Raw genomic sequence first — 26235 nt, 5'->3', positions numbered from 1 at the left:
CGGCGCGGCCGGCTCCCTCCTGCCATGCCCGGGCCTCCCACGCCCGGGCCTCCGTGGCAACCTCGCGCGTCGGCGCCTCGGGCGTGACAGCATTCCGGGGGAGCGGCCCGCGCTCCGCCACCCCCGTCGAGAGGAGACGACATGGACATCGACCTGGTGCTCCGGTCGTTCTGGCCGATCCTGTCGGGCGGTCTCGTCGGCACGATCCCGCTGGCGCTCGCCAGCTTCGTGCTGGGTCTCGTCCTCGCCCTCGGCGTCGCGCTCATCCGGCTCTCCAAAGTGCGCGTCCTGGCCTGGATCGCCCGCGTCTACATCTCCGTCATCCGGGGCACGCCGCTCCTGGTGCAGCTCTTCGTGATCTTCTACGGGCTGCCGAGCCTGGGGATCAGGATCGATCCGTGGCCCAGCGCCATCATCGCCTTTGCCCTGAACGTCGGCGGCTACGCGGCCGAGGTCATCCGCGCCGCGATCCTCAGCGTGCCGAAGGGGCAGTGGGAGGCGGCGCACACGATCGGGATGGGTCGCGGGCTCGCCCTGCGGCGCATCATCCTGCCGCAGGCCGCCCGGGTCTCCGTCCCGCCGCTGTCGAACACCTTCATCTCCCTGGTGAAGGACACGTCGCTCGCGTCGCTGATCCTCGTCACCGAGCTGTTCCGCCAGGCGCAGAAGATCGCCACCGCCTCGAGCGAGTTCATGCTCCTCTACCTCGAGGCCGCCCTGATCTACTGGCTCATCTGCCTCGTCCTCTCGAGCGGGCAGAGCCTCCTCGAGAAGCGATTGGACCGCTATGTCGCCCGCTGACGCCGCCCAGGACGCCCGGCCCGTGCTCTGCGTCCGCGGCCTCCGCAAGTCGTTCGGGTCGATCGAGGTGCTCCGCGGGATCGATCTCGAGATCCGCCGGGGAGAGGTGATCGCGCTGATCGGGCCCTCCGGCTCCGGCAAGACCACCGTGCTGCGCTCGCTCAACAGCCTCGAGGTCCCGGATGCGGGCGTGGTCGTCCTCTCGGACGGCACCGCTCTCGACTTCGCCGCCGGCGTCGGCAAGCGACCGCTCACGGCGCTGCGCGACCGCTCGGCGATGGTCTTCCAGCACTTCAACCTCTTCCCCCACCTCACGGTGCTCGAGAACGTCACGGAGGGGCCGTTGCGCGTGCAGCGCCGCCCCGCGGCCGAGGTGGTGCCGGAGGCGGAGGCGCTGCTCGAGCGCGTCGGTCTCGGCGGCCGGGGCGGCGCGTACCCCTTCGAGCTCTCCGGCGGCCAGCAGCAGCGGGTGGGCATCGTGCGCGCGCTCGCGCTGCGCCCCGAGCTGCTGCTGTTCGACGAGCCCACCTCCGCTCTGGATCCGGAGCTGGTGGGCGAGGTGCTCTCGCTCATGCGCGAGCTGGCGGCCGAGGGCTGGACGATGCTCGTCGTCACCCACGAGCTCGAGTTCGCGCGCCGCGTCGCCTCCGAGGTCGTCTTCATGGCCGACGGCGTCGTCGTCGAGCGGGGCGTGCCGGCCGAGCTGCTGCGCGATCCGCACGAGCCGCGCACCCGGCAGTTCCTGCACCGCCTCCTGAACCCCCTGGAGTGAGGCGCCCGCGGCCGTGCAGCCCGGAGGCCACTCCGGGTGACACCCTTCTGCGGGTGACCGCGCGCCTGACCGCCGACGCAGTCCTCCGTGCCTATCCTGACCGGGTGACTGGGAGAAGCGACGCCGAGACCGAGCGGATGCCGTCCGCGACCGAGGGGTCCGGCACCGCGACCGGCCCCCAGCCGACGCGCGAGTACGTGTGGCCCGAGCCGCCGACGGGATCCAGCGCCGCGGTACCCGCCGCGGCCGCCGAGCCGTCGCCGCTGGGCGCGGTCGAGCCCGACCCCGCACCGCCCGCCCGCAGGGGGAACCGCCTCGCGGGGCTCGCGATCGCGCTGCTGACGACGGCCGTCTACGCCGCCCTGCTGCTCGCGGCGATCACCGCGATCCGGATCGTCGTGGACGCGGTGCCCGGTGACCCGCTCGCCGTCGCACTCGCGGAGGCGCCCAGCCCGGCTTTCCTCGCCCCCGTCGCGGTCTTCTTCGCGGGCCTCGCCCTGATCGTCCTCGCCGTGAACCGCGCGGGGTGGTGGGCGTACGTCCTCGGCGGCTTCTTCGTCGCCGTACTCGCCGGAGCGGCCGCGCTCGTCGGCGCCTGGTACAGCGTGGGAGGCGCGGCGCTCCCCTCCGACCGCGTTGTGCTCGTCGAGTTCCTCCGCGATCCGGTCGTGCTCGCGAGCGTCCTCGCCGCCGCGGTCCTCGCCCGCGAGGTGAGCGTCTGGGGCGGCGCGCTGATCGCCGGGCGCGCCCGCGGAGTGAAGCGCCGCAACGCCGAGCGGGAAGCCGCCGCGCGCTCGTGAGCGCGCCGGGGGAGGAGGGCCGGGGAGCGGGCCTGGGCTACGGGATCGCACTCGCCGCGTTCGCCGCCTTCCTCTACCTCGCCCTCGTGGTCTGCGCGTTCGGCGTGCTGAGCCTCCTGCTGGATCAGGACGTCGTGCCCGAGCGCGACGCCGGACCGCTGCTCGGACCGGTGTCCGTGGCCGCCTGCGTCCTGGCGGTCCTGCTCTCGATGATCACCCTCGCGGCGCGCCCGTCCGTCACCCGCATCGTCGGGCCGTCGCTGCTCGCCGGGCTCGTCGCGTACCTGCTGTTCCTGCTCGTGGGCGGCGCTCTCTACGGTCTCGGCCGGCAGGAGCCGGGGGAGATCCTCGGCTACGCGCTCGAGCACGCGGGCACCGCGTTCGCGATCGCGACCGGAGTCCTCGCTGCAGCGGTGCACGTGGTGTTCCTGCTCCTGCTGCTGCGCCGCGACGCCGGCGGGCAGCGCCCGCACTGGGGCTGGGAGGGCGACGAGCGGGAGTGAGGTGCACGGGCGGTCCCTCCGACCGTCGCAGCTCCCTCCTGCTCGCTGGGAGCGGACGCCGTCCGGTTGACCGGCCCCGTCACTCCCCGTAATATTCTTCGGGTGTGCGCTTTGGCGTGCGCTCCTGTCGTGCCTCCGGGCCCGCCGGGCGCCGCGCTTCGCTCCACCGGGTCCGCAAGGGTCCGCGGGTTCGTCCGATCGGGCGGCCCCCACGGCATACCCGTCCTCCTCCCCGCTGCCCCGCTCGCCGGTGCACCGGGGTGCGTCGGGTCCAGATGAACTCGGCCGCGTCCGGCGACGGACAGGCCGAATGTCGACCATCGATCCGCTGTCACCGTGCAGCATTCAAGGAGCAGATCAGTGCCAACGATTCAGCAGTTGGTCCGGAAGGGACGCACGCCGAAGGTCACCAAGACCAAGGCGCCCGCCCTGAAGGCCAACCCCCAGCAGCGCGGCGTGTGCACCCGCGTGTACACGACCACGCCCAAGAAGCCGAACTCGGCCCTCCGCAAGGTGGCCCGCGTGAAGCTCTCCAACGGCACCGAGGTCACCGCCTACATCCCCGGTGAGGGCCACAACCTGCAGGAGCACTCGATGGTGCTCGTGCGCGGCGGTCGTGTGAAGGACCTCCCCGGTGTCCGCTACAAGATCGTTCGCGGCGCCCTGGACACCCAGGCCGTCAAGAACCGCAAGCAGGCTCGCAGCCGGTACGGCGCGAAGATGGAGAAGAAGTAATGCCTCGTAAGGGCCCCGCTCCCAAGCGCCCCGTCGTCGCAGACCCCGTCTACGGCGCACCGGTCGTCAGCCAGCTCGTGAACAAGATCCTCCTGGACGGCAAGAAGGGTCTCGCCGAGCGCATCGTCTACGGCGCGCTCGAGGGCGTGTCCACCAAGAACGGCCAGGACGCCGTCGTCACGCTCAAGAAGGCGCTCGACAACGTCCGACCGACCCTCGAGGTCCGCAGCCGCCGCGTCGGCGGCTCGACCTACCAGGTCCCGGTCGAGGTCAAGCCGCACCGCGCCAACACCCTCGCCCTCCGCTGGCTCACCAGCTACGCGAAGGCCCGTCGCGAGAAGACGATGACCGAGCGTCTCATGAACGAGATCCTCGACGCGTCGAACGGACTCGGCGCCGCTGTGAAGCGTCGCGAGGACACCCACAAGATGGCCGAGTCGAACAAGGCCTTCGCGCACTACCGCTGGTAGCGCGTCCCGCGGCCGCTCCCGAGCGGCCGCGACCCCCGGGCCCGCAGCGTCAGTGCTGCGGGCCCGGCCCGGCGGCCGATCCCCGATCCCCGCGGTCGGGCGACAGTCCCACCAGAACCCCAGCCGATCGGCCATGAGCCCGTTGCGCTGGCTCCATCACCAATCGGAGGAACTCCGTGGCACAAGATGTGCTCACCGACCTGAACAAGGTCCGCAACATCGGCATCATGGCCCACATCGATGCCGGCAAGACCACCACGACCGAGCGCATCCTGTTCTACACGGGTATCACGCACAAGATCGGTGAGGTGCACGACGGCGCCGCCACGATGGACTGGATGGCGCAGGAGCAGGAGCGCGGCATCACGATCACGTCCGCCGCGACGACGTGCTTCTGGAACAAGAACCAGATCAACATCATCGACACCCCGGGTCACGTCGACTTCACCGTCGAGGTGGAGCGCTCGCTCCGCGTCCTCGACGGCGCCGTCGCGGTGTTCGACGGCAAGGAGGGCGTCGAGCCCCAGTCCGAGACCGTCTGGCGCCAGGCCGACAAGTACGACGTCCCGCGCATCTGCTTCGTCAACAAGATGGACAAGCTCGGCGCCGACTTCTACTACACGGTCGACACGATCATCAACCGCCTCGGCGCGAAGCCGCTGGTCATCCAGCTGCCGATCGGCGCGGAGTCCTCGTTCGAGGGCGTCATCGACCTGGTCGAGATGCGCGCGCTCACGTGGCGCGGCGACTCCAAGGGAGACGTCCAGCTCGGTGCGAAGTACGAGATCGAGGAGATCCCGGCCGACCTCGCCGACAAGGCCGCCGAGTACCGCCAGAAGCTGCTCGAGACCGTCGCCGAGACCTCGGACGAGCTGCTCGAGAAGTACTTCGGCGGCGAGGAGCTGACCGTGGCCGAGATCAAGGCCGCGATCCGCAAGCTGACCGTCAACTCCGACATCTACCCCGTGCTCTGCGGCTCCGCGTTCAAGAACCGCGGCGTGCAGCCGATGCTCGACGCGGTCGTCGACTACCTCCCCTCCCCGCTCGACGTCCCGGCCATCGAGGCCCACGACGTCCGCGACGAGGAGAAGGTCATCATGCGGCACGCCGACTCGACCGAGCCCTTCTCGGCGCTCGCGTTCAAGGTCGCGGTGCACCCGTTCTTCGGTCGCCTGACCTACGTCCGCGTGTACTCGGGCAAGCTCGACTCCGGCGCCCAGGTCATCAACTCGACCAAGGGCAAGAAGGAGCGCATCGGCAAGATCTTCCAGATGCACTCCAACAAGGAGAACCCGGTCGACTCGGTCACCGCCGGCCACATCTACGCGGTCATCGGCCTCAAGGACACCACCACCGGTGACACCCTGAGCGACCCGCAGGCCCAGGTCGTCCTCGAGTCGATGACCTTCCCGGAGCCCGTCATCGAGGTCGCCATCGAGCCCAAGACGAAGGCCGACCAGGAGAAGCTCGGCACCGCGATCCAGAAGCTCGCGGAGGAGGACCCCACCTTCCGCACCGAGCAGAACCAGGAGACCGGTCAGACGGTCATCAAGGGAATGGGCGAGCTGCACCTCGACATCCTGGTGGACCGCATGAAGCGCGAGTTCAACGTCGAGGCCAACGTCGGCAAGCCGCAGGTGGCCTACCGCGAGACGATCCGCCGCACCGTCGAGAAGTACGACTACACCCACAAGAAGCAGACGGGTGGATCGGGTCAGTTCGCGAAGGTCCAGATCACCATCGAGCCGATGGAGGTCGAGGCCGACAAGACCTACGAGTTCGTCAACGGCGTCTCCGGTGGACGCGTCCCCCGCGAGTACATCCCCTCGGTCGATGCGGGCATCCGCGACGCCATGCAGGTCGGCGTCCTCGCCGGTTACCCCATGGTCGGCGTGAAGGCCACCCTGGTCGACGGAGCGGCGCACGACGTCGACTCCTCCGAGATGGCGTTCAAGATCGCCGGCTCGATCGCGTTCAAGGAGGCCTCGCGCAAGGCGCAGCCCGTCCTCCTCGAGCCGCTCATGGCCGTCGAGGTCCGCACTCCCGAGGAGTACATGGGCGACGTCATCGGCGACCTCAACTCGCGCCGCGGCATGATCCAGTCGATGGAGGACGCCACCGGCATCAAGGTCATCCGCGCCAACGTGCCGCTGTCCGAGATGTTCGGCTACATCGGCGACCTGCGCTCGAAGACCTCGGGCCGCGCCGTCTACTCGATGACGTTCGAGACCTACAGCGAGGTCCCCAAGGCCGTCGCCGAGGAGATCGTCCAGAAGAACAAGGGCGAGTAACTCCGCCCCCTCCCCCCGCCGCTCGACCGGACGGCGGGGGACTGGTAGTGTCGTGCGGGTTTGCTGCCGCTTACGCGCGTGGAAACCCGCACGACCTCTGCCGGTAACATAAGTACACAAAACCCCCGCAAGCCCTCATGTCCTCGTGCCGCCCCGTGCGGCGTCGGATGCGGATGCTTGCACCTAAGTCCTGAGGAGGACCCACAGTGGCTAAGGCCAAGTTCGAGCGGACCAAGCCGCACGTCAACATCGGAACCATCGGTCACGTCGACCACGGAAAGACCACGCTGACCGCGGCGATCTCCAAGGTTCTCGCTGACAAGTTCCCGTCCGCGACCAACGTTCAGCGCGACTTCGCGTCGATCGACTCCGCTCCCGAGGAGCGCCAGCGCGGCATCACGATCAACATCTCGCACGTCGAGTACGAGACGCCGAAGCGCCACTACGCGCACGTCGACGCCCCGGGTCACGCCGACTACATCAAGAACATGATCACCGGCGCGGCGCAGATGGACGGCGCGATCCTCGTGGTCGCCGCCACCGACGGCCCCATGGCTCAGACCCGTGAGCACGTCCTCCTCGCCAAGCAGGTCGGCGTCCCCTACCTCCTGGTCGCCCTGAACAAGGCCGACATGGTGGACGACGAGGAGATCCTGGAGCTCGTCGAGCTCGAGGTCCGCGAGTTGCTCTCGTCGCAGGGCTTCCCCGGCGACGACGCCCCCGTCGTGCGCGTGTCCGGTCTCAAGGCCCTCGAGGGCGACGAGGCCTGGACCCAGTCGATCATCGACCTCATGGACGCTGTCGACGAGTCCATCCCGGACCCGATCCGCGACAAGGACAAGCCGTTCCTCATGCCGATCGAGGACGTCTTCACGATCACCGGTCGTGGAACCGTCGTCACCGGCCGTGCGGAGCGCGGAACCCTCGCTCTGAACTCCGAGGTCGAGATCGTCGGCATCCGCCCGACGCAGAAGACCACGGTCACCGGTATCGAGATGTTCCACAAGCAGCTCGACGAGGCGTGGGCCGGCGAGAACTGCGGTCTGCTCCTCCGCGGCACCAAGCGCGAGGACGTCGAGCGCGGCCAGGTCGTCGTCAAGCCGGGTTCGGTCACGCCGCACACCGACTTCGAGGGCACCGCGTACATCCTGTCCAAGGATGAGGGTGGGCGTCACAACCCGTTCTACGCGAACTACCGCCCGCAGTTCTACTTCCGCACCACCGACGTCACCGGCGTCATCACGCTGCCCGAGGGCACCGAGATGGTCATGCCCGGCGACACCACCGACATGACGGTCGCGCTGATCCAGCCGATCGCCATGGAGGAGGGCCTCGGCTTCGCCATCCGCGAGGGTGGACGCACCGTGGGTGCCGGAACGGTCACCAAGATCGTCAAGTAGGTTCTTCCTGCTGATCTCTCGAGAGGGGTCGTCCGCTTCGTGCGGGCGGCCCCTTCCGTGTTCCCCGCGGTCGACCGTCGGCCGCGCCGGTCCGCTCGCCGGTTAGCGTGGAGCGCATGGTGTTCGTCAAGAGCGATCCGTCCGCCGCTGCGCAGTTCTTCGAGTGGGAGGCCGCCGGGCTGCGCTGGCTGAGCGAGGCGGAGCCGCGCGGCGGCGCCCGGTGCGTCGAGGTCCTCTCGGTGTCGCCCGGTCGGATCGAGCTCGCGACGGTCGACCCGGTGCATCCGACCGCCGCCGCAGCCGCCGACTTCGGCCGTGCGCTCGCGGCGACGCACGATCTCGGGGCGGAGGCGTTCGGTGCCGCCCCCGAGGGCTGGGACGGCCCCGCCTGGATCGGCCGCCGTCGGATGCCCTGCACCGCCGAGGAGTCCTGGGGCCGCTTCTACGCCGAGCAGCGGGTCCGCCCGTTCCTCGCGACCGCGGTGGCGGCCGGGAACCTGCGCAAGGCGGATGCCACGACAGTGGAGCGTGCGCTCGAGCGCATCGCCGCGGGCGAGTTCGACGACGACGAGCCGCCGGCGCGACTGCACGGCGACCTGTGGACGGGCAACGTCCTGTGGTCGGCGTCCGGAGTCGTGCTCATCGACCCCGCAGCTCACGGAGGGCACCGCGAGACCGACCTCGCCATGCTCGCGCTCTTCGGCGCCCCCCGTCTCGACGAGATCCTCGCCGGCTACGACGACGCGCATCCGCTCGCCGACGGCTGGGAGGCGCGGGTCCCGCTGCACCAGCTGCATCCGCTGGCCGTGCACGCCGCCGGCCACGGGCCCTCGTACGGGCGCGCTCTCGCCGACGCGGCGGCCCGGGTCCTCGCGCTGCAGCGCCCCACCGTTCGTCCAGGACGGGACGCCACACTGGGCGCGCGCGGAACGCCGCGCGTCGATCAAGGAGAAGTCATGGTGGATCTCGGGAAGCTCGGACGTCAGGCAGCGGAGCTGCTGCAGAGCCAGAAGGCCCAGGAGGCGCTCCGCAGCGAGAAGGCCGAGCGCGTCTCGGACCAGGTCCTCGAGAAGACGAGCGACATCGCGAGCCGCCTCACCAAGGGCAAGTACGACGACCGCATCGAGGACCTCAAGCGCCAGGCCGACAAGCGCCTCGGCAACGAGTAGGGCCTCCCTGGCCCGCTCGGCACCCTCCCGTCAAGCGGGTGCCGAGCGAGGTGCCCCCGTCCTAGGGTCGTGCCGATGGCTGAGACGCGCGCGCAGAGACTCCGAAGGACCGACTCGAGCAGTCGCGGATACACCCGGGTCCGTGCCGGCTCCGGCTTCAGCTACCGCGACCCCAAGGGCGTCACGGTCACCGACCCGGAGCTGCGGGCGCGGTTCGACGCACTCGGAATCCCACCGGCCTGGAAGGACGTCTGGATCGCTCCGTACCCCAACGGCCACATCCAGGCCATGGGCGTGGACGCGGCCGGACGCCGGCAGTACATCTACCACCCGACCTGGCGCGAGCAGAAGGACCGGATCAAGTTCGATCGGGCGCTCCGTCTCGCGGAGTCCCTCCCGAGTGCGCGCCGAGCCGTGACGATGGACCTCCGCCGCGACGGGTACGGCCGGGAGCGCGCCCTCGCGACGGCGTTCCGGATGCTCGACACCGGCTCCCTCCGCGTCGGCAGCGAGCGCTACGCGAAGGAGCACGGGAGCATCGGCCTCTCGACCCTCCTCTGCTCCCACGCCACCACGCACGGCGACCGCGTCGCCCTCGCGTTCCCGGGCAAGAGCCACCAGGCCTGGACGAGCGAGATCTTCGACAAGGACCTCTCCAGCGTCGTCCGCTCCCTCAAGCGACGCGGTCCGAACGCCCGGCTGCTCGCCTGGAAGGACGGCCGCGAATGGCATCCCCTCTCGGCACCGGAGATCAACGACTACGTGCGCGAGAAGGCGGGCGACGACTTCACGGCGAAGGACTTCCGCACTCTGCACGGAACGGTGGCGGCCGCGCTGAGCCTGGCGCGGACCGGCCCGCAGCCGACCCAGCGCGCCCGCAACGCGGCGATCGCGCAGGCCATGCGCGACGCCTCCGACGTCCTCGGCAACACCCCCACCGTGGCGCGGGCGAGCTACGTCGATCCGCGGGTGCTGGACCACTACCGCGCCGGCGAGACCATCGATCCCCGCCGCCCGGACTCGGCCGAGACGACCCTCCGGGCCCTCCTCTACGAGTGACCCGCCGCCCCGGAATCCCGCGGGAGTGGAGGCCCCCGACGCGCGACACGCCCGGGTTGCACGGGTGGCTCATCTGTGGGAGACTCTTCTAGTTCAAAATTTTCGCCGACGCAGCGTGCTGCAGCCGGTGGAACACTGCCAGGCAGTGCCGAGACGGCATCGCTGAGGCTCGACCCGAGAGGGCGGCCCAGCCGGTGCGACATCGAGGCGGCGGGTAGCAGAACGACAACAACCGACATCTCACCGGGCTCTCCGTGCGTCGTGCGTTCTGCACGCCGATCGGAGCGCCCACGAGTGCGGCGCTTTTGACAGAAGAACATCGGTGCACTCCCGGTTCGCCGGAGTTCCTTCGCGAGCGCGTCCAATGCGAGGCGAGGCCCCACAGGCCCGTCGCGTACGACGCAATAACAAGAGAGTGAGAGATCACACATGGCGGGACAGAAGATCCGCATCCGACTGAAGTCGTACGACCACGAGGTCATCGACACGTCGGCGCGCAAGATCGTCGACACGGTCACCCGTGCCGGAGCCACGGTCGTCGGCCCGGTGCCGCTTCCGACCGAGAAGAACGTGGTCTGCGTGATCCGTTCTCCCCACAAGTACAAGGACAGCCGCGAGCACTTCGAGATGCGCACCCACAAGCGCCTCATCGACATCATCGACCCGACGCCCAAGGCCGTCGACTCGCTGATGCGCCTCGACCTCCCGGCCGACGTCAACATCGAGATCAAGCTCTAAGGGGAGGGGTAACACATGTCTGTCGCCACCAAGACCTCCAAGGGCCTCCTCGGCACGAAGCTCGGCATGACCCAGGTGTGGGACGCCGACAACAAGCTCGTCCCGGTCACCGTCATCGAGATCAGCCCCAACGTCGTGACCCAGATCCGCACCGAGGCGAAGGACGGCTACTCGGCCGTCCAGATCGCCGCCGGCGCCATCGACCCGCGCAAGGTGAGCAAGCCCGCCGCCGGTCACTTCGACGCCGCGGGAGTCACCCCCCGCCGCCACCTCACCGAGGTCCGCACCGCCGACGCCGCCGAGTACTCGGCCGGCCAGGAGCTGACCGTCGACGCCGTCTTCGAGGCCGGCACCAAGGTCGACGTCGTCGGCACCAGCAAGGGCAAGGGCTTCGCCGGTGTCATGAAGCGTCACAACTTCAAGGGCGTCTCGGCTTCGCACGGTTCGCACCGCAACCACCGCAAGCCGGGCTCCATCGGTGCCTCCTCGACCCCCAGCCGTGTCTTCAAGGGCATGCGCATGGCCGGTCGCATGGGTGGCGAGCGCGTCACCGTGCTCAACCTCAAGGTGCACTCCGTCGACGCCGAGAAGGGCCTGCTGCTCGTCAAGGGCGCCGTCCCCGGTGCGCGCGGTCGCCTCGTGTTCGTTCGCAACGCCGTGAAGGGAGCGTAGTTCCATGGCTACCTCTATCGACATCGTCGACGTCAAGGGCCAGAAGGCGAGCTCGTTCGAGCTGCCCGCCGAGCTGTTCGACGTCCAGACCAACATCCCCCTCATCCACCAGGTCGTCGTGGCCCAGCTCGCCGCGGCGCGCCAGGGAACCCACAAGACGAAGAACCGTGGCGAGGTCTCCGGAGCCGGCCGCAAGCCGTTCAAGCAGAAGGGAACCGGTCGCGCTCGTCAGGGCTCGATCCGCGCCCCCCACATGACCGGTGGTGGCGTCGTCCACGGACCGACCCCCCGCAGCTACGCGCAGCGCACCCCCAAGAAGATGATCGCCGCTGCTCTGCTCGGTGCTCTCTCCGACCGGGCCCGCGGCGGCCGCATCCACGCGGTCGAGACCCTCGCCCTGGGCGAGACCCCGAAGACCAAGGACGTCCTCGTCCTCCTCGAGGCCCTCTCGGTGTCGCGGAACGTCCTCGTGGTCCTCGAGCGCGACGACTTCATCGCCGAGCTCTCCCTCCGCAACGTGCCGTTCGTGCACATCCTGCCGTTCGACCAGCTCAACGCGTACGACGTGCTCGTCTCGGACGACATCGTCTTCTCGCAGGCTGCTCTCGAGGGCTTCGTCGCCCTCAAGACCGGCGTCGAGTCCAAGAAGGAAGAGGTGAACGCATGAGCCAGTCCGCCGCGTTCAACAAGGACCCCCGCGACGTGATCATCTCCCCGGTGGTCTCGGAGAAGTCCTACGGCCTGATCGACCAGGGCAAGTACACCTTCGTGGTGGACCCCCGCTCGAACAAGACCGAGATCAAGCTCGCCATCGAGAAGATCTTCGGAGTCGAGGTCGCGTCGATCAACACGCTGAACCGCCAGGGCAAGACCCGTCGGACCAAGTTCGGCACCGGCAAGCGCAAGGACACCAAGCGCGCGATCGTGACGCTGAAGTCCGGCTCCATCGACATCTTCACGAACGTCGGCTGAGCCGAAGAAGCGTAGAGGAAACAGACAATGGCTATTCGTAAGTACAAGCCCACGACCCCTGGTCGCCGCGGCTCCAGCGTTGCCGACTTCGCCGAGATCACCCGCTCGACGCCCGAGAAGTCGCTCCTTCGCCCGCTGTCCAAGACCGGTGGCCGCAACAACTCCGGCCGCATCACGACGCGTCACATCGGTGGTGGCCACAAGCGCCAGTACCGTCTGATCGACTTCCGTCGCAACGACAAGGACGGCGTCAACGCCAAGGTCGCTCACATCGAGTACGACCCCAACCGCACGGCGCGCATCGCGCTGCTCCACTTCGTGGACGGCACCAAGCGCTACATCCTGGCTCCGAACAAGCTCTCGCAGGGCGACATCGTGGAGTCGGGCGCCGGCGCCGACATCAAGCCCGGCAACAACCTGCCGCTGCGCAACATCCCGACCGGTACGGTCATCCACGCCATCGAGATCAAGCCCGGTGGGGGAGCGAAGCTCGCCCGCTCGGCCGGCACCTCGGTCCGCCTCGTCGCCAAGGACGGCCCCTACGCGCAGCTCCGCCTGCCGTCGGGCGAGATCCGCAACGTCGACGCGCGCTGCCGCGCCACGATCGGCGAGGTCGGCAACGCCGAGCAGTCGAACATCAACTGGGGCAAGGCCGGCCGCATGCGCTGGAAGGGCGTCCGCCCGACCGTCCGCGGTGTCGCGATGAACCCGGTCGACCACCCGCACGGTGGTGGAGAGGGCAAGACCTCCGGTGGACGCCACCCGGTCAGCCCCTGGGGACAGTCCGAGGGACGCACCCGTCGCCCCAACAAGGAGAGCGACAAGCTCATCGTCCGCCGCCGCACCGCCGGTAAGAAGCGCAAGTAGGAGTTGTAGAAGATGCCTCGCAGTCTCAAGAAGGGCCCCTTCGTTGACGACCACCTGCTCCGCAAGGTGTTCACGGCCAACGAAGCCGGCAACAAGAACGTCATCAAGACCTGGTCGCGCCGTTCGATGATCATCCCGGCGATGCTGGGTCACACCATCGCGGTCCACGACGGTCGCAAGCACATCCCCGTGTTCGTGACCGAGACCATGGTCGGCCACAAGCTCGGCGAGTTCGCCCCCACTCGGACCTTCCGCGGTCACGAGAAGGACGACAAGAAGGGCCGTCGCCGCTAAGCGGCGACGAGAAGGAGGAGAGAAATGGTGGAGTCGATCGCACGCGTGCGACACATCCGCGTCACCCCCCAGAAGGCTCGCCGTGTCGTGAACCTGATCCGCGGGAAGCAGGCTCAGGAGGCACTGGCCATCCTGAAGTTCGCGCCGCAGGGCGCGTCCGAGCCCGTCTACAAGCTCGTCGCCTCGGCGATGGCCAACGCTCGCGTCAAGGCCGATGCCTCGAACGAGTACCTCGACGACCAGGACCTGTTCGTGTCCCGCGCCTTCGTCGATGAGGGAACCACCCTCAAGCGATTCCAGCCCCGTGCTCAGGGTCGTGCCTTCCGCATCAACAAGCGCACCAGCCACATCACCGTCGTGCTGGCCACTCCTGAGGAGGGGACCAAGTAATGGGTCAGAAAGTAAACCCCTACGGTTTCCGTCTGGGAATCACCACCGACCACGTGTCGCGCTGGTTCTCCGACAGCACCAAGAAGGGCCAGCGGTACAGCGACTACCTCGCCGAGGACGTCAAGATCCGCCGCCTGCTCGCCACGCAGCTCGACCGTGCGGGCGTCGCCCGCATCGAGATCGAGCGCACCCGTGACCGCGTCCGCGTCGACATCCACACCGCCCGTCCGGGCATCGTGATCGGTCGTCGCGGCGCCGAGGCCGAGCGCATCCGCGCCGACCTCGAGAAGCTCACCGGCAAGCAGATCCAGCTCAACATCCTCGAGGTCAAGAACCCCGAGGCCGAGGCCCAGCTCGTCGCGCAGGGCATCGCCGAGCAGCTCTCCGCCCGCGTGGCCTTCCGCCGCGCGATGCGCAAGGGTCTGCAGGGCGCTCAGCGCGCCGGCGCCAAGGGCGTCCGCATCCAGGTCTCCGGCCGCCTCGGCGGCGCCGAGATGAGCCGCTCGGAGTTCTACCGCGAAGGCCGTGTGCCGCTGCACACCCTCCGCGCGAACATCGACTACGGCTTCTACGAGGCCAAGACCACCTTCGGCCGCATCGGCGTGAAGGTCTGGATCTACAAGGGCGACATCACGAACAAGGAGCTCGCGCGGGAGCAGGCGAACAGCAAGTCGTCGCGCCCCGAGCGCAGCGACCGTCCGCGTCGCGCCCCCCGCCAGCAGGGCGAGGCGCCCGTCGCAGCAGGAGTTGAGGCATAACCATGTTGATTCCCCGTCGAGTCAAGCACCGCAAGCAGCACCACCCCGGCCGTTCGGGCCAGGCCACCGGTGGCACCAAGGTGTCGTTCGGTGACTTCGGTATCCAGGCGCTCACGCCGGCCTACGTGACCAACCGTCAGATCGAGTCCGCTCGTATCGCCATGACGCGTCACATCAAGCGCGGTGGAAAGGTGTGGATCAACATCTACCCCGACCGCCCGCTGACCAAGAAGCCCGCCGAGACCCGCATGGGCTCCGGCAAGGGCTCGCCCGAGTGGTGGGTCGCCAACGTCAAGCCGGGTCGGGTCCTCTTCGAGGTCGCCGGCGTCGAGGAGAAGCTCGCTCGCGAAGCTATGACTCGTGCCATCCACAAGCTGCCCCTGAAGGCACGCATCATCAAGCGCGAGGAGGGAGACGCGTAATGGCGATCGGATCCAAGGAGCTCGCCCCCGCCGAGCTCGACACCTTCGAGGACGAGCGTCTCGTCACCGAGCTGAAGAAGGCCAAGGAGGAGCTGTTCAACCTCCGCTTCCAGTCGGCCACCGGACAGCTCGACACCAACGGCCGCCTGCGTGCGGTCAAGCGCGACATCGCCCGCATCTACACGGTCATCCGTGAGCGCGAGCTGGGCATCCGCGCGACCCCCGCACCCGTAGAGGCCCCGGCCAAGGCGGAGAAGAAGCCGAAGACCACCAAGAAGGCCGCCAAGGCCGAGGTCGCGGCGACCGAGTCGAATGAGGAGGCCAAGTAATGGCAACGGCCAATGAGACCGCCGGCCACGAGTCGGCCGCCCACGACGTCAAGGAGGCGGGCACTCGCGGATACCGCAAGACCCGCCGCGGATACGTCACCAGCGACAAGATGGACAAGACCATCGTCGTCGAGGTCGAGGACCGCGTGAAGCACCCGCTCTACGGCAAGGTCATCCGCCGCACGTCCAAGGTGAAGGTTCACGACGAGCTGAACTCCGCGGGCATCGGCGACCTCGTCGTCATCAGCGAGACCCGTCCCCTCAGCGCCACCAAGCGCTGGCGCCTGGTCGAGATCCTCGAGAAGGCCAAGTAGGCCGCGGCCTACTTGAGTTAGCAGGAGAGAGACATGCTTCAGCAAGAATCCCGAGTGAAGGTCGCCGACAACACCGGCGCCAAGGAACTCCTCACCATCCGCGTGCTCGGCGGCTCCGGCCGCCGGTACGCCGGTCTCGGTGACATCATCGTCGCCACCGTCAAGGACGCGATCCCCGGTGGCAACGTCAAGAAGGGCGACGTCGTCAAGGCGGTCATCGTCCGCACCGTCAAGCAGACCCGTCGTCCCGACGGCTCGTACATCAAGTTCGACGAGAACGCCGCCGTCATCCTCAAGAACGACGGGGACCCCCGCGGCACCCGCATCTTCGGACCGGTCGGTCGCGAGCTCCGCGACAAGAAGTTCATGAAGATCGTCTCGCTGGCACCGGAGGTTATCTAGTCATGGCCAAGATCAAGAAGGGTGACCTCGTCCAGGTCATCTCGGGCGCTACCCAGGCCCGCGGCGGAGACCGCGGCAAGCAGGGCAAGGTTCTCGAGGTCCTGGTCGAGAAGAACCGTGTCGTCGTCGAGGGCGTGAACTTCGTCAAGAAGCACACCCGCGTCGGCCAGTCGCAGCGCGGCTCGAAGGAGGGTGGAATCGAGACCGTCGAGGCCTCGATCCACATCTCGAACATCGCGCTCGTCGACCCGAAGACCAAGAAGCCGACCCGGGTGGGGCACCGCAACGTGTCCGTCACCAAGGACGGCGTGACGAAGACCGTTCGCGTTCGCTACGCGAAGGCGTCGGGTGAGGAACTCTGATGACTGACACCACCGCACAGGCTGCGAAGGTTCAGCCGCGGCTCAAGGCCAAGTACCAGGCCGACATCGTCCCGGCGCTCAAGGAGCAGTTCGGGTTCGGCAACATCCACCAGGTCCCCGGCCTGGTGAAGGTGGTCGTGAACACCGGCGTCGGCGAGGCTGCTCGCGACGGCAAGATCATCGACGGCGCGATCAAGGACCTCACGGCCATCACCGGCCAGAAGCCCCAGGTCACGAAGGCCCGCAAGTCCATCGCGCAGTTCAAGCTGCGCGAGGGCCAGGCCATCGGCGCTCACGTCACCCTCCGCGGCGACCGCGCCTGGGAGTTCCTGGACCGCCTCGTCACGGTGGCGCTGCCGCGCATCCGCGACTTCCGCGGTCTGTCGGACCGCCAGTTCGACGGCCACGGCAACTACACCTTCGGCATCACGGAGCAGTCGATCTTCCACGAGATCGACCAGGACCGCATCGACCGCGTCCGCGGCTTCGACGTGACCGTCGTGACCACCGCGAAGACCGACGACGAGGGTCGCGCGCTGCTCAAGCAGCTCGGCTTCCCGTTCAAGTCGGCGGACAACGCGTAGCGAGAACCTCCGAGGTCGGGGGGTGGTGAGAACCGCCCCCCGACCTCGTTGCACGTCCGCGTGCAAGGACGGAGCCGCACTCCTCCGGGAGTCGCGGTGAGAATCGGCCCTCGACCGCCGGCCCTCGGCCATGTACCATGGCTCGTTGGCCTGCGTTCGCGCGGCCGCACGGGCGTCGACGTCGTCGGCGCCGTCCCACACCACAGGTCGTCACTCTTGTAAAGGGTGCCGAAACCAGGCGAGAAAGGCACCATCAGCCATGACCATGACTGATCCGGTCGCAGATCTGCTGACCAGAATCCGTAACGCGAACTCCGCGCACCACGACTCCATCACCCTGCCGGGCTCGAAGCTCAAGGCGAACATCGCCGAGATCCTCCAGCGCGAGGGCTACATCGCCGACTGGAAGGTCGAGGAGGCGCGCGTCGGCACGACGCTCTCCATCTCCCTCAAGTACGGCCCGAACCGCGAGCGCTCGATCGCCGGCATCAAGCGGGTCTCGAAGCCGGGTCTGCGCGTCTACGCGAAGTCCTCCGAGATCCCCACCGTGCTCGGCGGCCTCGGCGTCGCAATCCTGTCCACCTCGAGCGGTCTGCTGACCGACCGCCAGGCCGAGAAGAAGGGCGTGGGTGGGGAAGTCCTCGCCTACGTGTGGTAACCCCTCATGTCGCGTATTGGAAGACTCCCCATCGAGATCCCGGCGGGCGTCGACGTCTCCGTCGCCGGATCCGTCGTGACCGTCAAGGGCCCCAAGGGCGAGCTGACCGTCCCGGTCGCCAGCCCCATCCAGGTCTCCGTCGAGAACAGCCAGGTGCTGGTCTCGCGCCCCGACGACGAGCGCGAATCGCGCTCGCTCCACGGCCTCACCCGGACGCTCATCGCGAACGACATCATCGGTGTCACGCAGGGCTACTCCAAGGGCCTCGAGGTCGTCGGCACCGGATACCGCGTCGTCGCCAAGGGCTCGGACATCGAGTTCGCGCTCGGCTTCTCGCACCCGGTCGTCGTCACCCCGCCTGCGGGCATCTCGTTCACGGTCGAGGGCAACAACAAGCTCACCGTGCACGGCATCTCGAAGCAGGCCGTCGGTGAGGTGGCCGCCAACATTCGTAAGATCCGCAAGCCCGAGCCCTACAAGGGCAAGGGCGTGCGCTACGCCGGCGAGGTCGTTCGCCGCAAGGCCGGAAAGAGCGGTAAGTAATCATGGGTCTCGGAACCAGAGGAAAGAGCAAGTCCGCCGCTCGCGGTCGTCGTCACGACCGCCTGCGCAAGAAGGTCGTCGGATCCGCCGAGCGCCCCCGCCTCGTCGTCAACCGCTCGGCCCGCCACGTCTTCGTGCAGATCGTCGACGACGCCCAGGGTCGTACCCTCGCGTCGGCGTCCACGCTCGAGGCCGATCTGCGCGTGTTCGAGGGTGACAAGACCGCCAAGGCCCGCAAGGTCGGCGCGCTCGTCGCCGAGCGCGCGAAGAACGCCGGTGTCGAGGCGGTCGTCTTCGACCGCGGAGGCAACAAGTACGCCGGTCGCGTCGCCGCGATCGCCGATGGAGCACGAGAGGCAGGGCTCAACCTGTGAGCGCCGCAGAGAACAAGGAACCCGAGGTCGCCGCTGTGTCGGAGGCCCCCGTCGAGACCGCTGCGTCCACGCAGCCGCAGCAGGAGGCTCGCGAGCCCCGCCGCGGCGGCCGCGACCGCAACCAGGGTGGCCGCGACCGCGGTGGCCGTGACGCCGAGAAGAGCCAGTTCCTCGAGCGCGTCGTGACCATCAACCGCGTGTCGAAGGTCGTCAAGGGCGGTCGTCGCTTCAGCTTCACCGCGCTCGTCGTCGTCGGCGACGGCAACGGACTGGTGGGCGTCGGCTACGGCAAGGCCCGCGAGGTCCCGACCGCCATCTCCAAGGGCGTCGAGGAGGCGAAGAAGAACTTCTTCCGCGTCCCGCGCGTCGGCTCGACCATCCCGCACCCCGTCCAGGGTGAGGCAGCGGCCGGTGTGGTGCTCCTGCGCCCCGCCGCCGCCGGTACCGGTGTCATCGCCGGTGGTCCCGTCCGCGCCGTGCTCGAGTGCGCCGGCATCCACGACGTCCTGAGCAAGTCGCTCGGCTCGTCGAACACCATCAACATCGTCCACGCGACCGTCGAGGCTCTCCAGCAGCTCGAGGAGCCGCGCGCCGTTGCCGCCCGTCGTGGTCTCGACTTCGACCAGGTCGCTCCGGCCCGTCTCGTCCGTGCCGAGGCCGATGCCCTCGCCGCCGCGTCCAGCGCGAAGGCAGGCAAGTGATGGCCCAGCTCAAGGTGACTCAGATCAAGTCGAAGATCAGCGAGAAGCAGTACCAGCGCGACACGCTGCGCTCGCTCGGTCTCAGGAAGATCGGTCAGAGCGTCGTCCGCGAGGACAACTCTCAGAACCGCGGATACGTGAAGACCGTCGCCCACCTGGTGAAGGTCGAGGAGATTGACTAATGGCTGACAAGAACCAGGCCGTCGCGCCGGAGTCGACGACTCCCGCGAAGACGTCCACGAAGGGCGCGGCCCCGGCCGACGCTCCGGCGACCAAGGAGCACGTGCTCAAGGTCCACCACCTCCGCCCGGCCACGGGTGCCAAGAAGGCCAAGACCCGCGTCGGACGCGGTGAGGGCTCGAAGGGCAAGACCGCCGGTCGCGGCACCAAGGGCACGAAGGCCCGCTACACGGTGCGCATCGGCTTCGAGGGTGGGCAGATGCCTCTGCACATGCGCACTCCGAAGCTGCGCGGGTTCAAGAACCCGTTCCGCGTCGAGTACCAGGTCGTCAACCTCTCGGCTCTCGCCGACCTCTACCCTCAGGGCGGTGACGTCACCATCAGCGACCTCGTCGCGAAGGGTGCCGTTCGCAAGAACGAGAAGGTCAAGGTTCTCGGCGACGGGGACATTGCGGTTAAGCTGAACGTCGCGGTCGACAAGGTCTCCAGCTCTGCTGAGCAGAAGATCGTCGCCGCGGGCGGATCCATCAAGTAGCACCAGCAGCTTGTCGGTCGAGCTTGTCACGCCGACTCCCTCCGGGGGGCGCGTGGCAAGCTCGACCTGTATCCCGCACCAAGAACTGAGCAGGAGACCTTAGGTAGTGTTTGGCGCCGTTGCGCGGATCTTCCGCACCCCCGACCTCCGCCGCAAGATCGGCTTCACTCTCGCGATCGTGGCGATCTTCCGGCTGGGATCCTTCATCCCTGCTCCGTTCGTCGACTTCAGCGCCGTGCAGGCCTGTCTCGCCGGCAACCAGGGGACCTCCGGTCTCTACGAGCTCGTCAACCTCTTCAGCGGTGGAGCCCTGCTCCAGCTGTCGATCTTCGCGCTCGGCATCATGCCGTACATCACGGCGTCGATCATCGTGCAGCTGCTGCGCGTGGTCATCCCTCACTTCGAGACCCTCTACAAGGAGGGTCAGTCCGGTCAGGGCAAGCTGACGCAGTACACGCGCTACCTCACCATCGCGCTGGGCGTCCTGCAGTCCACCACCCTGATCACGGTCGCCCGCTCCGGCGCCCTCTTCGGCTCCTCGGGCGTTCCCGAGTGCTCGCAGCTGATCACGACCGACGCCTGGTACTCGATCCTGCTCATGGTCATCACCATGACCGCCGGCACCGGCATCATCATGTGGATGGGCGAGCTCATCACCGAGCGCGGCATCGGCAACGGCATGTCGCTCCTGATCTTCACCTCGATCGCGGCGCAGTTCCCCACCTCCCTCTGGTCCATCGCGCAGTCGCGCGGCTTCGAGACCTTCCTCCTCGTCCTGGGCGTCGGTCTCCTCCTCGTCGTCGCGGTCGTCTTCGTCGAGCAGTCGCAGCGCCGCGTCCCGGTGCAGTATGCCAAGCGGATGGTGGGTCGCCGCACCTACGGCGGCAACAACACCTACATCCCGATCAAGGTGAACATGGCCGGGGTCGTGCCCGTCATCTTCGCGTCCTCGCTGCTCTACCTGCCCGCTCTGATCGCGCAGTTCAACCAGCCCGCGGCCGGCCAGGAGGCACCCGCCTGGGTGACCTGGATCACCAACTACCTCACGCAGGGCGACCACCCGCTCTACATGGCGCTCTACTTCCTGCTGATCGTGGGCTTCACGTACTTCTACGTGGCCATCACGTTCAACCCGGACGAGGTCGCCGACAACATGAAGCGCTACGGCGGCTTCATCCCCGGCATCCGCGCGGGCCGCCCGACGGCCGAGTACCTCAACTACGTGCTCACCCGCGTCACGCTCCCCGGATCGATCTACCTCGGCCTGATCGCCCTGGTCCCGCTGGTCGCGCTCGCGCTGGTCGGCGCCAACCAGAACTTCCCGTTCGGCGGCACGTCCATCCTGATCATCGTCGGAGTCGGACTGGAGACCGTGAAGCAGATCGACTCGCAGCTGCAGCAGCGCCACTACGAAGGGCTCCTCCGATGACCGCGACCCCGGTGGTGGGCTTCCGTCTCCTGCTGATCGGCCCTCCCGGTGCCGGCAAGGGCACCCAGGCCTCGCGACTCTCCGAGATCCTGAGCGTCCCGGCCGTCTCGACCGGCGACATCTTCCGGATGAACGTCGCGAACGAGACCGAGCTGGGCCTGCAGGCCAAGGCCTTCCTCGACGCCGGTCGCTACGTGCCGGACGAGCTCACCAACGCGATCGTGCACGACCGGCTCCAGGAGGCGGACGTCAAGACGGGCTTCCTCCTCGACGGCTACCCGCGCACCACGGAGCAGGTCGACGAGCTCGACCGCATCCTCGCTGCGGACGGCAACAGCCTCGACGCCGTCGTGCAGCTGACGGCCGACACCGATGAGGTCGTCACGCGCCTGCTGAAGCGCTCGCACGAGCAGGGTCGCAGCGACGACACCGAGGACGTCATCCGCCGCCGGCTCGCGCTGTACGAGGAGCAGACCGCTCCGCTCATCGACGTCTACGCCCGCCGCGGCCTCGTCGTCGTCGTCGACGGCCTCGGGCCCGTCGAGGAGGTCACCGATCGGATCGTCGTGGCCCTCGAGGGCCACCGGGTGAGCCGGCTGGTCGACGACCCGTCGGCCGCCTGACGCCGTGGGGTTCCGCTCCTCCCTCTACAAGACGCCCGCGCAGCTGCGGTCGATGCTGGCCCCGGGGCTCGCGACGGCCGCCTCGCTCGATGCCGTGCGCGCCGCGATCCGTCCGGGCGTCACCACGCTCGAGCTGGACGCGATCGCGGAGGCCGCGATCATCGAGCGCGGCGGGCACTCGAACTTCAAGCTGGTGCCCGGCTACCGGCACACGGTCTGCGCGTCGGTCAACGACGAGGTCGTGCACGGCATCCCCGGTGGGCGCGTCCTCGCCGCGGGCGACATCGTCTCGATCGACAGCGGCGCCGAGATCGACGGCTGGAACGGCGACTCCGCGATGACGCTCGTGCTGCCGGACCCCTCGCGTCCCGAGGAGGTCGCGGCCCGGGCCGAGCTGTCGCGCGTGACCGAGGGCTCGCTCTGGCGCGGCATCGCCGCCCTCGCCTCCGCCCGGCACCTCAACGAGATCGGTGCGGCGATCGAGGAGTACATCGAGGACGAGGCCGAGAAGTCGGGCCGCGTCTACGGGATCCTGACCGACTACATCGGCCACGGCATCGGCCGCTCGATGCACGAGGCACCGCCCGTCTTCAACTACCGGGTGCGCCAGCGCGGACCCGAGGTGAAGCCCGGGCTCGTCGTCGCGATCGAGCCGATGGTGACGGCCGGCAGCGCCGAGACCGTCGTGCGCGAGGACGAGTGGACGGTCGCGACCGTCGACGGCAGCATGTCCGCGCACTGGGAGCACTCCGTCGCGGTGCACCGCGACGGCATCTGGGTGACGACGCTCGCCGACGGGGGAGCTGCGGGGCTCGCGCCGTACGGGATCGCGCCGACGCCGATCGCGTGAATTAGGCGCGAGTGTGGCTCGATCCGCTCATCGAGCAGCCGCGCAGCGGCGTGTCGAGCGGTGAAGCGGGTTCGCGTCTCAGCGGTGAGGGAGAAGTCGGCTGCTGCCGACCCGGTCGCCACGCGTACGAGGGGACTTCTCCTCAGAGACCCACCACTCCCGGTGGGCCTCTACGCAAGGCTCCACGACGCGATCCGGTGATTCCCGCTCGGATCTCCTCAGTCAGCCTTGGTTCTGCGGGCCGAGCCGTTCGCAACCGAGGTCAGGAGCCGCGCGGGCGACTCGAACGGAACCCGCGGGCCGTCCCGACCTCGGTTGCAGACAGCACGACGGCTCGGACCGGAGGAGCAGACGCGACGGCGGTCCCCTTGCTGGTCGAGCAGCCCCGCAGAGACGCATCGAGCGGCGGCGCTCGCACCGTACGGGATCGTGCCGACGCCGATCGCGTGGAGCAGAGCGGGGAGGATCTGTCGCGCCTCCTGCTGGTCGGATAGCCGCGGGGCGGCGTATCGAGACCTTTCTCCGCCTGCAGCACCGGGGGATGCGGATGCGACCCATTGAGGGTCGCCGTCACGGATCGCGGTCTTCCGCGGCGGGGCGGTCCACTGGACCGCCCGGCTGCCGCCTGGGAGGAGCTGGTGAGGGTGTCCGACAGCTAGCTGTCGACCACCCTCACCAGCTCCTCGATGAAGGCGCCGAAGTCGGTGGAGCGGCGGATCAGCCGCTGCACCTCCGCGCGCTCCGAGAAGACCTCCACGAACTGGTCGAAGACCGACTGGAAGGTGCTGCGGCCCGCCGACGCGAACGCGATCATCGCGATGACGTTCACCCGCTGCTCGCCCCACTCCATCGGCACGTCGTTCACGACGATCGCGATCGAGGTGCGCCGCGCGCTCATCGCCATGGCGTGCGGCACGGCGAGATTGTCGGTGAAGGCCGTGGAGCTCATCCGCTCGCGTTCGATCGCGCCGGCGACGTAATCGTCGTCGATGATGCCCTGCGCGATCATCCGCTCGCCCAGGAGGCGGATCATGGCGGACTCGTCGCGCGCGTGGAGGTTGCGGAAGAAGAGCGACTCGTCGAAGAACTGCAGCAGCTCGTCCTTGATCTGCGCGCGGCGCCGGTGCCGGCGGACCCGGGCGATCGCTCGACGGACCGAGTCGACGTCGTGATCGGTGAGGAACGGCTGCACGACGACCACGTCGTCGGCGTACGGCCGCTCGTCGATCGTGGTGATCACCAGATCGGCGGTCAGGCGGTCCCAGTCGACGTCGCTCCGGGTGATCAGCGAGCGGACCTCGACCTCGGTGCCCAGTGAGCGCTCGACCCGGAGCCTGAGCATGTGCGCGAGGTCGTAGTAGTTGGGGCAGACGATGACGCAGGACAGCCGCTCCTCGCGGCGCGAGACACGCTCGAGGAACGAGCCCACGTGCAGGGCGATGTACGCGATCTCGTCCTCGTTCACGAGGATGCCGCGGCGGCGCTGGAGTCCCGAGGCGAGGAAGACCGCGATCTCGTACGTCATCGGGAAGCTGGTCTTGATGGAGCGGGTGAGCGGATTGCGGGAGTAGCCGCCCTCGGACGCCCGGGCGATGAGATTCCGGACGTGCAGGGCGAGGCGCACGATGAAGCCCTCGTCGTCGAGGTCCACCAGGTACTCGCGGTTCACCTCGGCGACCAGCTCCCGGACCACGGCGAGGTCCTCGGGATCGACGTAGTTCTCGACGACGGCGGCGACCGGCTCGTTCTGCCCGGGAGTCGCGACGCGGGTGGTCATCAGGATCGCGAGCTGGGCCAGCTCGGCGTCCGTGAGCCGCGTCGCGTAGTGGCGCTCGACCAGCTCGGCGAGCAGTGCGGCGAGCTCGCCGTGCAGAGCGGGGGAGGGGTGCCCCGCCGACGAGTCCCCGATCCCGCGCGAGACCCGGTCGACGGCGATGGCGATGTGCAGCAGGACGCTGTTCACGCCGTAGTCGTTGATGTAGTAGCCGCGCTCCTGCAGGGCGCCCAGCAGCTCGGTCTTGAACGCCCCGAGACCGGGGGAGGCGAACTCCCGCTGCACGTCGTCGAGGGTGAAGACGCCCTGGGCGCTCTCGTCCCGGAACATGCGCGAGATCAGGCGGCGGCGCGCCTCCTCGCTGCCCTCGAGCCGCACGGTCGCGCTGAGGCGGGCGAGGGAGAGACCCGCCTCGTCGGCGAGGGACTTCACGCGCCTCAGGTCCGCCTCCACCGTCGACTCGCTCACCGCGAGGTCCTCGGCGAGGGCGACGACGTCGAGTCCGTCGTCGGAGTCGACCAGCCGCCGGACGAGTCCGTACAGACGATCGCGGGGGGTGTCCGGTTCGACGTAGCGGCTGCGCTGGGCGTCGAGGAACGCGGCGTAGGCGTCGCGGGCCAGCCGGTAGCCGTTGGCGGAGGACTCGACGGGCTCGAGCGGTGCGGCCTGCGTCTTGATCGCGGTGACGTAGCTGCGCACGCTCCGGGTGGTCACTCCGAGCCGATCGGCGAGCTCGTGCGCGGTCACCCACCCGTCCGCGCGGGAGAGGTACTCCAGCAGGCGTTCGCGGTTGTCAGGCATCCAGGGGCTCCAGGCGCGAAGGGGGATCCGGCGGAGAGCGTGCGCCCCGCCGCGGGCCCGCTCGTCGCGAGGTCGGCGAGTCGTCGGTCCTCGCAGTCAACCATCTCGGAGTCAGGCCGGGAAATCCCCGCGCCGTCGGCGTGGAAGCGCTCTTCCGGCCCTGCGGAAGATTGCCTGCGGCAGCCCCGCCCGCGCGGGAGGGGTGCTTCACTGAAGGACGACACGGGCGCGAGGAGGCGATCGTATGCGGAAGATCCTGATCGTCTGCGGTGCAGGGGCGTCGAGCACGTTCCTGGCGCACCGCCTGCGGGCGGGTGCGAAGGAGCGGGGCGTGGACGCCTCGTTCCGCTCCGAGACCCTCGCCGGTCTCGCGGACTCCCTCCCGGAGGCCGACGTCCTCCTGGTCGGGCCGCATCTCGAGTCGCAGTTCGACGGACTCCGCCACCAGGCGGAGGCGGTCGGAGTCGCGGCCGCCCTCCTCCCGCACGACGTCTTCGGAGTGCACGGTGCCGACACCGTGCTCGACACCCTGCCCGTCCTCTTCGCCGCTCGCGCGGTCGTCGCAGGAGCGGACGGGGATCCCTCCGGACGACCAGCACCGGGCGCCGAGCCCGGAGCAGGCCACCACTGACGCAGCCCCGGCTGCAGATCCAAGGAGAAACG

General features: G+C 68.7%; 35 protein-coding genes. 34 read left to right on the top strand and 1 reads right to left on the bottom strand.

The features are described from left to right. The first annotated feature begins 141 nt into the window (after positions 1-141). From IOC53_RS04565 to map, 33 genes are all read left to right on the top strand, one after another. Positions 142-801 (top strand): amino acid ABC transporter permease, encoded by a 660-nt coding sequence (locus tag IOC53_RS04565; protein ID WP_207403186.1) that lies wholly within the window; start codon positions 142-144, stop codon positions 799-801. Further along, a complete protein-coding gene (locus IOC53_RS04560) occupies positions 788-1573 on the top strand; it encodes an amino acid ABC transporter ATP-binding protein (RefSeq protein WP_242682919.1) in 786 nt (261 codons plus the stop codon). Before IOC53_RS04565 ends, IOC53_RS04560 begins: the two co-directional genes overlap by 14 nt. Positions 1574-1677: 104 nt before the next feature. After that, the gene (locus IOC53_RS04555) at positions 1678-2373 is read left to right on the top strand and encodes a hypothetical protein (RefSeq protein WP_207403185.1); all 696 of its coding nucleotides are present in this window, start codon (positions 1678-1680) and stop codon (positions 2371-2373) included. Continuing rightward, positions 2370-2876 carry a DUF6121 family protein gene (locus IOC53_RS04550; RefSeq protein ID WP_207403184.1) on the top strand — a complete coding sequence of 169 codons (507 nt, stop codon included), beginning with the start codon at positions 2370-2372 and terminating at the stop codon, positions 2874-2876. The genes IOC53_RS04555 and IOC53_RS04550 overlap by 4 nt, the downstream gene beginning before the upstream one ends. A gap of 360 nt (positions 2877-3236) precedes the next feature. Next, entirely contained in the window at positions 3237-3611 is a 375-nt protein-coding gene (gene rpsL, locus IOC53_RS04545) for a 30S ribosomal protein S12 (protein ID WP_011186743.1), read from the top strand. Then, positions 3611-4081 (top strand): 30S ribosomal protein S7, encoded by a 471-nt coding sequence (gene rpsG / locus IOC53_RS04540; RefSeq protein WP_056037355.1) that lies wholly within the window; start codon positions 3611-3613, stop codon positions 4079-4081. The genes rpsL and rpsG overlap by 1 nt, the downstream gene beginning before the upstream one ends. A 176-nt stretch (positions 4082-4257) precedes the next feature. Continuing rightward, positions 4258-6372 carry an elongation factor G gene (gene fusA / locus IOC53_RS04535; RefSeq protein ID WP_207403183.1) on the top strand — a complete coding sequence of 705 codons (2115 nt, stop codon included), beginning with the start codon at positions 4258-4260 and terminating at the stop codon, positions 6370-6372. 206 nt (positions 6373-6578) lie between these two features. Further along, positions 6579-7772 carry an elongation factor Tu gene (gene tuf, locus IOC53_RS04530; protein WP_055787051.1) on the top strand — a complete coding sequence of 398 codons (1194 nt, stop codon included), beginning with the start codon at positions 6579-6581 and terminating at the stop codon, positions 7770-7772. 116 nt (positions 7773-7888) lie between these two features. Continuing rightward, entirely contained in the window at positions 7889-8941 is a 1053-nt protein-coding gene (locus IOC53_RS04525) for an Rv0909 family putative TA system antitoxin (RefSeq protein ID WP_207403182.1), read from the top strand. 75 nt (positions 8942-9016) lie between these two features. Further along, entirely contained in the window at positions 9017-10000 is a 984-nt protein-coding gene (locus tag IOC53_RS04520) for a DNA topoisomerase IB (protein ID WP_207403181.1), read from the top strand. 429 nt (positions 10001-10429) lie between these two features. Further along, positions 10430-10738, top strand: a complete 309-nt coding sequence (gene rpsJ / locus IOC53_RS04515) for a 30S ribosomal protein S10 (RefSeq protein WP_005050520.1) — start codon at positions 10430-10432, stop codon at positions 10736-10738. A gap of 15 nt (positions 10739-10753) precedes the next feature. Beyond that, positions 10754-11410, top strand: a complete 657-nt coding sequence (gene rplC, locus IOC53_RS04510; RefSeq protein WP_207403180.1) for a 50S ribosomal protein L3 — start codon at positions 10754-10756, stop codon at positions 11408-11410. 4 nt (positions 11411-11414) lie between these two features. Next, a complete protein-coding gene (gene rplD, locus IOC53_RS04505) occupies positions 11415-12077 on the top strand; it encodes a 50S ribosomal protein L4 (protein WP_207403179.1) in 663 nt (220 codons plus the stop codon). Beyond that, positions 12074-12382: a 50S ribosomal protein L23 gene (gene rplW / locus IOC53_RS04500; RefSeq protein WP_055787071.1), complete on the top strand. Its 309-nt coding sequence runs from the start codon at positions 12074-12076 to the stop codon at positions 12380-12382. The genes rplD and rplW overlap by 4 nt, the downstream gene beginning before the upstream one ends. A gap of 27 nt (positions 12383-12409) precedes the next feature. Continuing rightward, positions 12410-13249 carry a 50S ribosomal protein L2 gene (gene rplB, locus IOC53_RS04495; RefSeq protein ID WP_055787074.1) on the top strand — a complete coding sequence of 280 codons (840 nt, stop codon included), beginning with the start codon at positions 12410-12412 and terminating at the stop codon, positions 13247-13249. 12 nt (positions 13250-13261) lie between these two features. Continuing rightward, positions 13262-13543 (top strand): 30S ribosomal protein S19, encoded by a 282-nt coding sequence (rpsS, locus tag IOC53_RS04490; protein ID WP_055787078.1) that lies wholly within the window; start codon positions 13262-13264, stop codon positions 13541-13543. A 24-nt stretch (positions 13544-13567) separates the two neighbouring features. Beyond that, positions 13568-13933, top strand: a complete 366-nt coding sequence (rplV, locus tag IOC53_RS04485) for a 50S ribosomal protein L22 (RefSeq protein ID WP_082480979.1) — start codon at positions 13568-13570, stop codon at positions 13931-13933. Continuing rightward, a complete protein-coding gene (gene rpsC / locus IOC53_RS04480) occupies positions 13933-14691 on the top strand; it encodes a 30S ribosomal protein S3 (RefSeq protein ID WP_055787081.1) in 759 nt (252 codons plus the stop codon). The genes rplV and rpsC overlap by 1 nt, the downstream gene beginning before the upstream one ends. Before the next feature lie 2 nt (positions 14692-14693). Then, positions 14694-15113, top strand: coding sequence for a 50S ribosomal protein L16 (gene rplP / locus IOC53_RS04475; protein WP_055787085.1), 420 nt, complete (start codon positions 14694-14696; stop codon positions 15111-15113). After that, on the top strand, positions 15113-15442 hold the full coding sequence (rpmC, locus tag IOC53_RS04470; protein ID WP_055787089.1) for a 50S ribosomal protein L29: 330 nt from the start codon (positions 15113-15115) through the stop codon (positions 15440-15442). The genes rplP and rpmC overlap by 1 nt, the downstream gene beginning before the upstream one ends. Continuing rightward, positions 15442-15756 (top strand): 30S ribosomal protein S17, encoded by a 315-nt coding sequence (gene rpsQ / locus IOC53_RS04465; protein ID WP_207403178.1) that lies wholly within the window; start codon positions 15442-15444, stop codon positions 15754-15756. The genes rpmC and rpsQ overlap by 1 nt, the downstream gene beginning before the upstream one ends. A gap of 33 nt (positions 15757-15789) precedes the next feature. After that, on the top strand, positions 15790-16158 hold the full coding sequence (gene rplN / locus IOC53_RS04460) for a 50S ribosomal protein L14 (protein WP_055787095.1): 369 nt from the start codon (positions 15790-15792) through the stop codon (positions 16156-16158). Positions 16159-16160: 2 nt separating this feature from the next. Further along, positions 16161-16520, top strand: coding sequence for a 50S ribosomal protein L24 (rplX, locus tag IOC53_RS04455; protein ID WP_207403177.1), 360 nt, complete (start codon positions 16161-16163; stop codon positions 16518-16520). Further along, on the top strand, positions 16520-17104 hold the full coding sequence (rplE, locus tag IOC53_RS04450) for a 50S ribosomal protein L5 (RefSeq protein ID WP_207403176.1): 585 nt from the start codon (positions 16520-16522) through the stop codon (positions 17102-17104). Before rplX ends, rplE begins: the two co-directional genes overlap by 1 nt. A gap of 259 nt (positions 17105-17363) precedes the next feature. Next, positions 17364-17762: a 30S ribosomal protein S8 gene (gene rpsH / locus IOC53_RS04445; protein ID WP_207403175.1), complete on the top strand. Its 399-nt coding sequence runs from the start codon at positions 17364-17366 to the stop codon at positions 17760-17762. A gap of 6 nt (positions 17763-17768) precedes the next feature. Beyond that, positions 17769-18305 (top strand): 50S ribosomal protein L6, encoded by a 537-nt coding sequence (gene rplF, locus IOC53_RS04440; protein ID WP_055787111.1) that lies wholly within the window; start codon positions 17769-17771, stop codon positions 18303-18305. A gap of 2 nt (positions 18306-18307) precedes the next feature. Further along, positions 18308-18679 (top strand): 50S ribosomal protein L18, encoded by a 372-nt coding sequence (rplR, locus tag IOC53_RS04435; protein ID WP_207403174.1) that lies wholly within the window; start codon positions 18308-18310, stop codon positions 18677-18679. Beyond that, positions 18676-19380, top strand: coding sequence for a 30S ribosomal protein S5 (gene rpsE / locus IOC53_RS04430; protein ID WP_055787117.1), 705 nt, complete (start codon positions 18676-18678; stop codon positions 19378-19380). The genes rplR and rpsE overlap by 4 nt, the downstream gene beginning before the upstream one ends. Continuing rightward, positions 19380-19562 (top strand): 50S ribosomal protein L30, encoded by a 183-nt coding sequence (gene rpmD / locus IOC53_RS04425; RefSeq protein ID WP_077221985.1) that lies wholly within the window; start codon positions 19380-19382, stop codon positions 19560-19562. The genes rpsE and rpmD overlap by 1 nt, the downstream gene beginning before the upstream one ends. Continuing rightward, a complete protein-coding gene (gene rplO / locus IOC53_RS04420) occupies positions 19562-20095 on the top strand; it encodes a 50S ribosomal protein L15 (protein ID WP_207403173.1) in 534 nt (177 codons plus the stop codon). Before rpmD ends, rplO begins: the two co-directional genes overlap by 1 nt. 106 nt (positions 20096-20201) lie before the next feature. Further along, entirely contained in the window at positions 20202-21524 is a 1323-nt protein-coding gene (secY, locus tag IOC53_RS04415; RefSeq protein ID WP_207403172.1) for a preprotein translocase subunit SecY, read from the top strand. After that, on the top strand, positions 21521-22147 hold the full coding sequence (locus tag IOC53_RS04410; RefSeq protein ID WP_207403171.1) for an adenylate kinase: 627 nt from the start codon (positions 21521-21523) through the stop codon (positions 22145-22147). The genes secY and IOC53_RS04410 overlap by 4 nt, the downstream gene beginning before the upstream one ends. 4 nt (positions 22148-22151) lie before the next feature. Then, on the top strand, positions 22152-22997 hold the full coding sequence (map, locus tag IOC53_RS04405) for a type I methionyl aminopeptidase (RefSeq protein ID WP_207403170.1): 846 nt from the start codon (positions 22152-22154) through the stop codon (positions 22995-22997). 655 nt (positions 22998-23652) lie between these two features. On the opposite strand, the gene IOC53_RS04400 is transcribed toward map, so the two are convergent. Then, entirely contained in the window at positions 23653-25572 is a 1920-nt protein-coding gene (locus IOC53_RS04400) for a BglG family transcription antiterminator (RefSeq protein ID WP_207403169.1), read from the bottom strand. A gap of 244 nt (positions 25573-25816) precedes the next feature. Here IOC53_RS04400 and IOC53_RS04395 point away from each other — a divergent pair, with 244 nt between their 5' ends. Continuing rightward, complete coding sequence (locus tag IOC53_RS04395; RefSeq protein WP_207403168.1) at positions 25817-26203, top strand: PTS sugar transporter subunit IIB; 387 nt, start codon at positions 25817-25819, stop codon at positions 26201-26203. The last annotated feature ends 32 nt before the right edge of the window (positions 26204-26235 follow it).

Origin of the sequence: Rathayibacter sp. SD072, from assembly GCF_017355185.1 — a bacterium.
Taxonomy (GTDB): domain Bacteria; phylum Actinomycetota; class Actinomycetes; order Actinomycetales; family Microbacteriaceae; genus Rathayibacter.
This window is presented reverse-complemented; position numbering and strand designations above follow the sequence as displayed.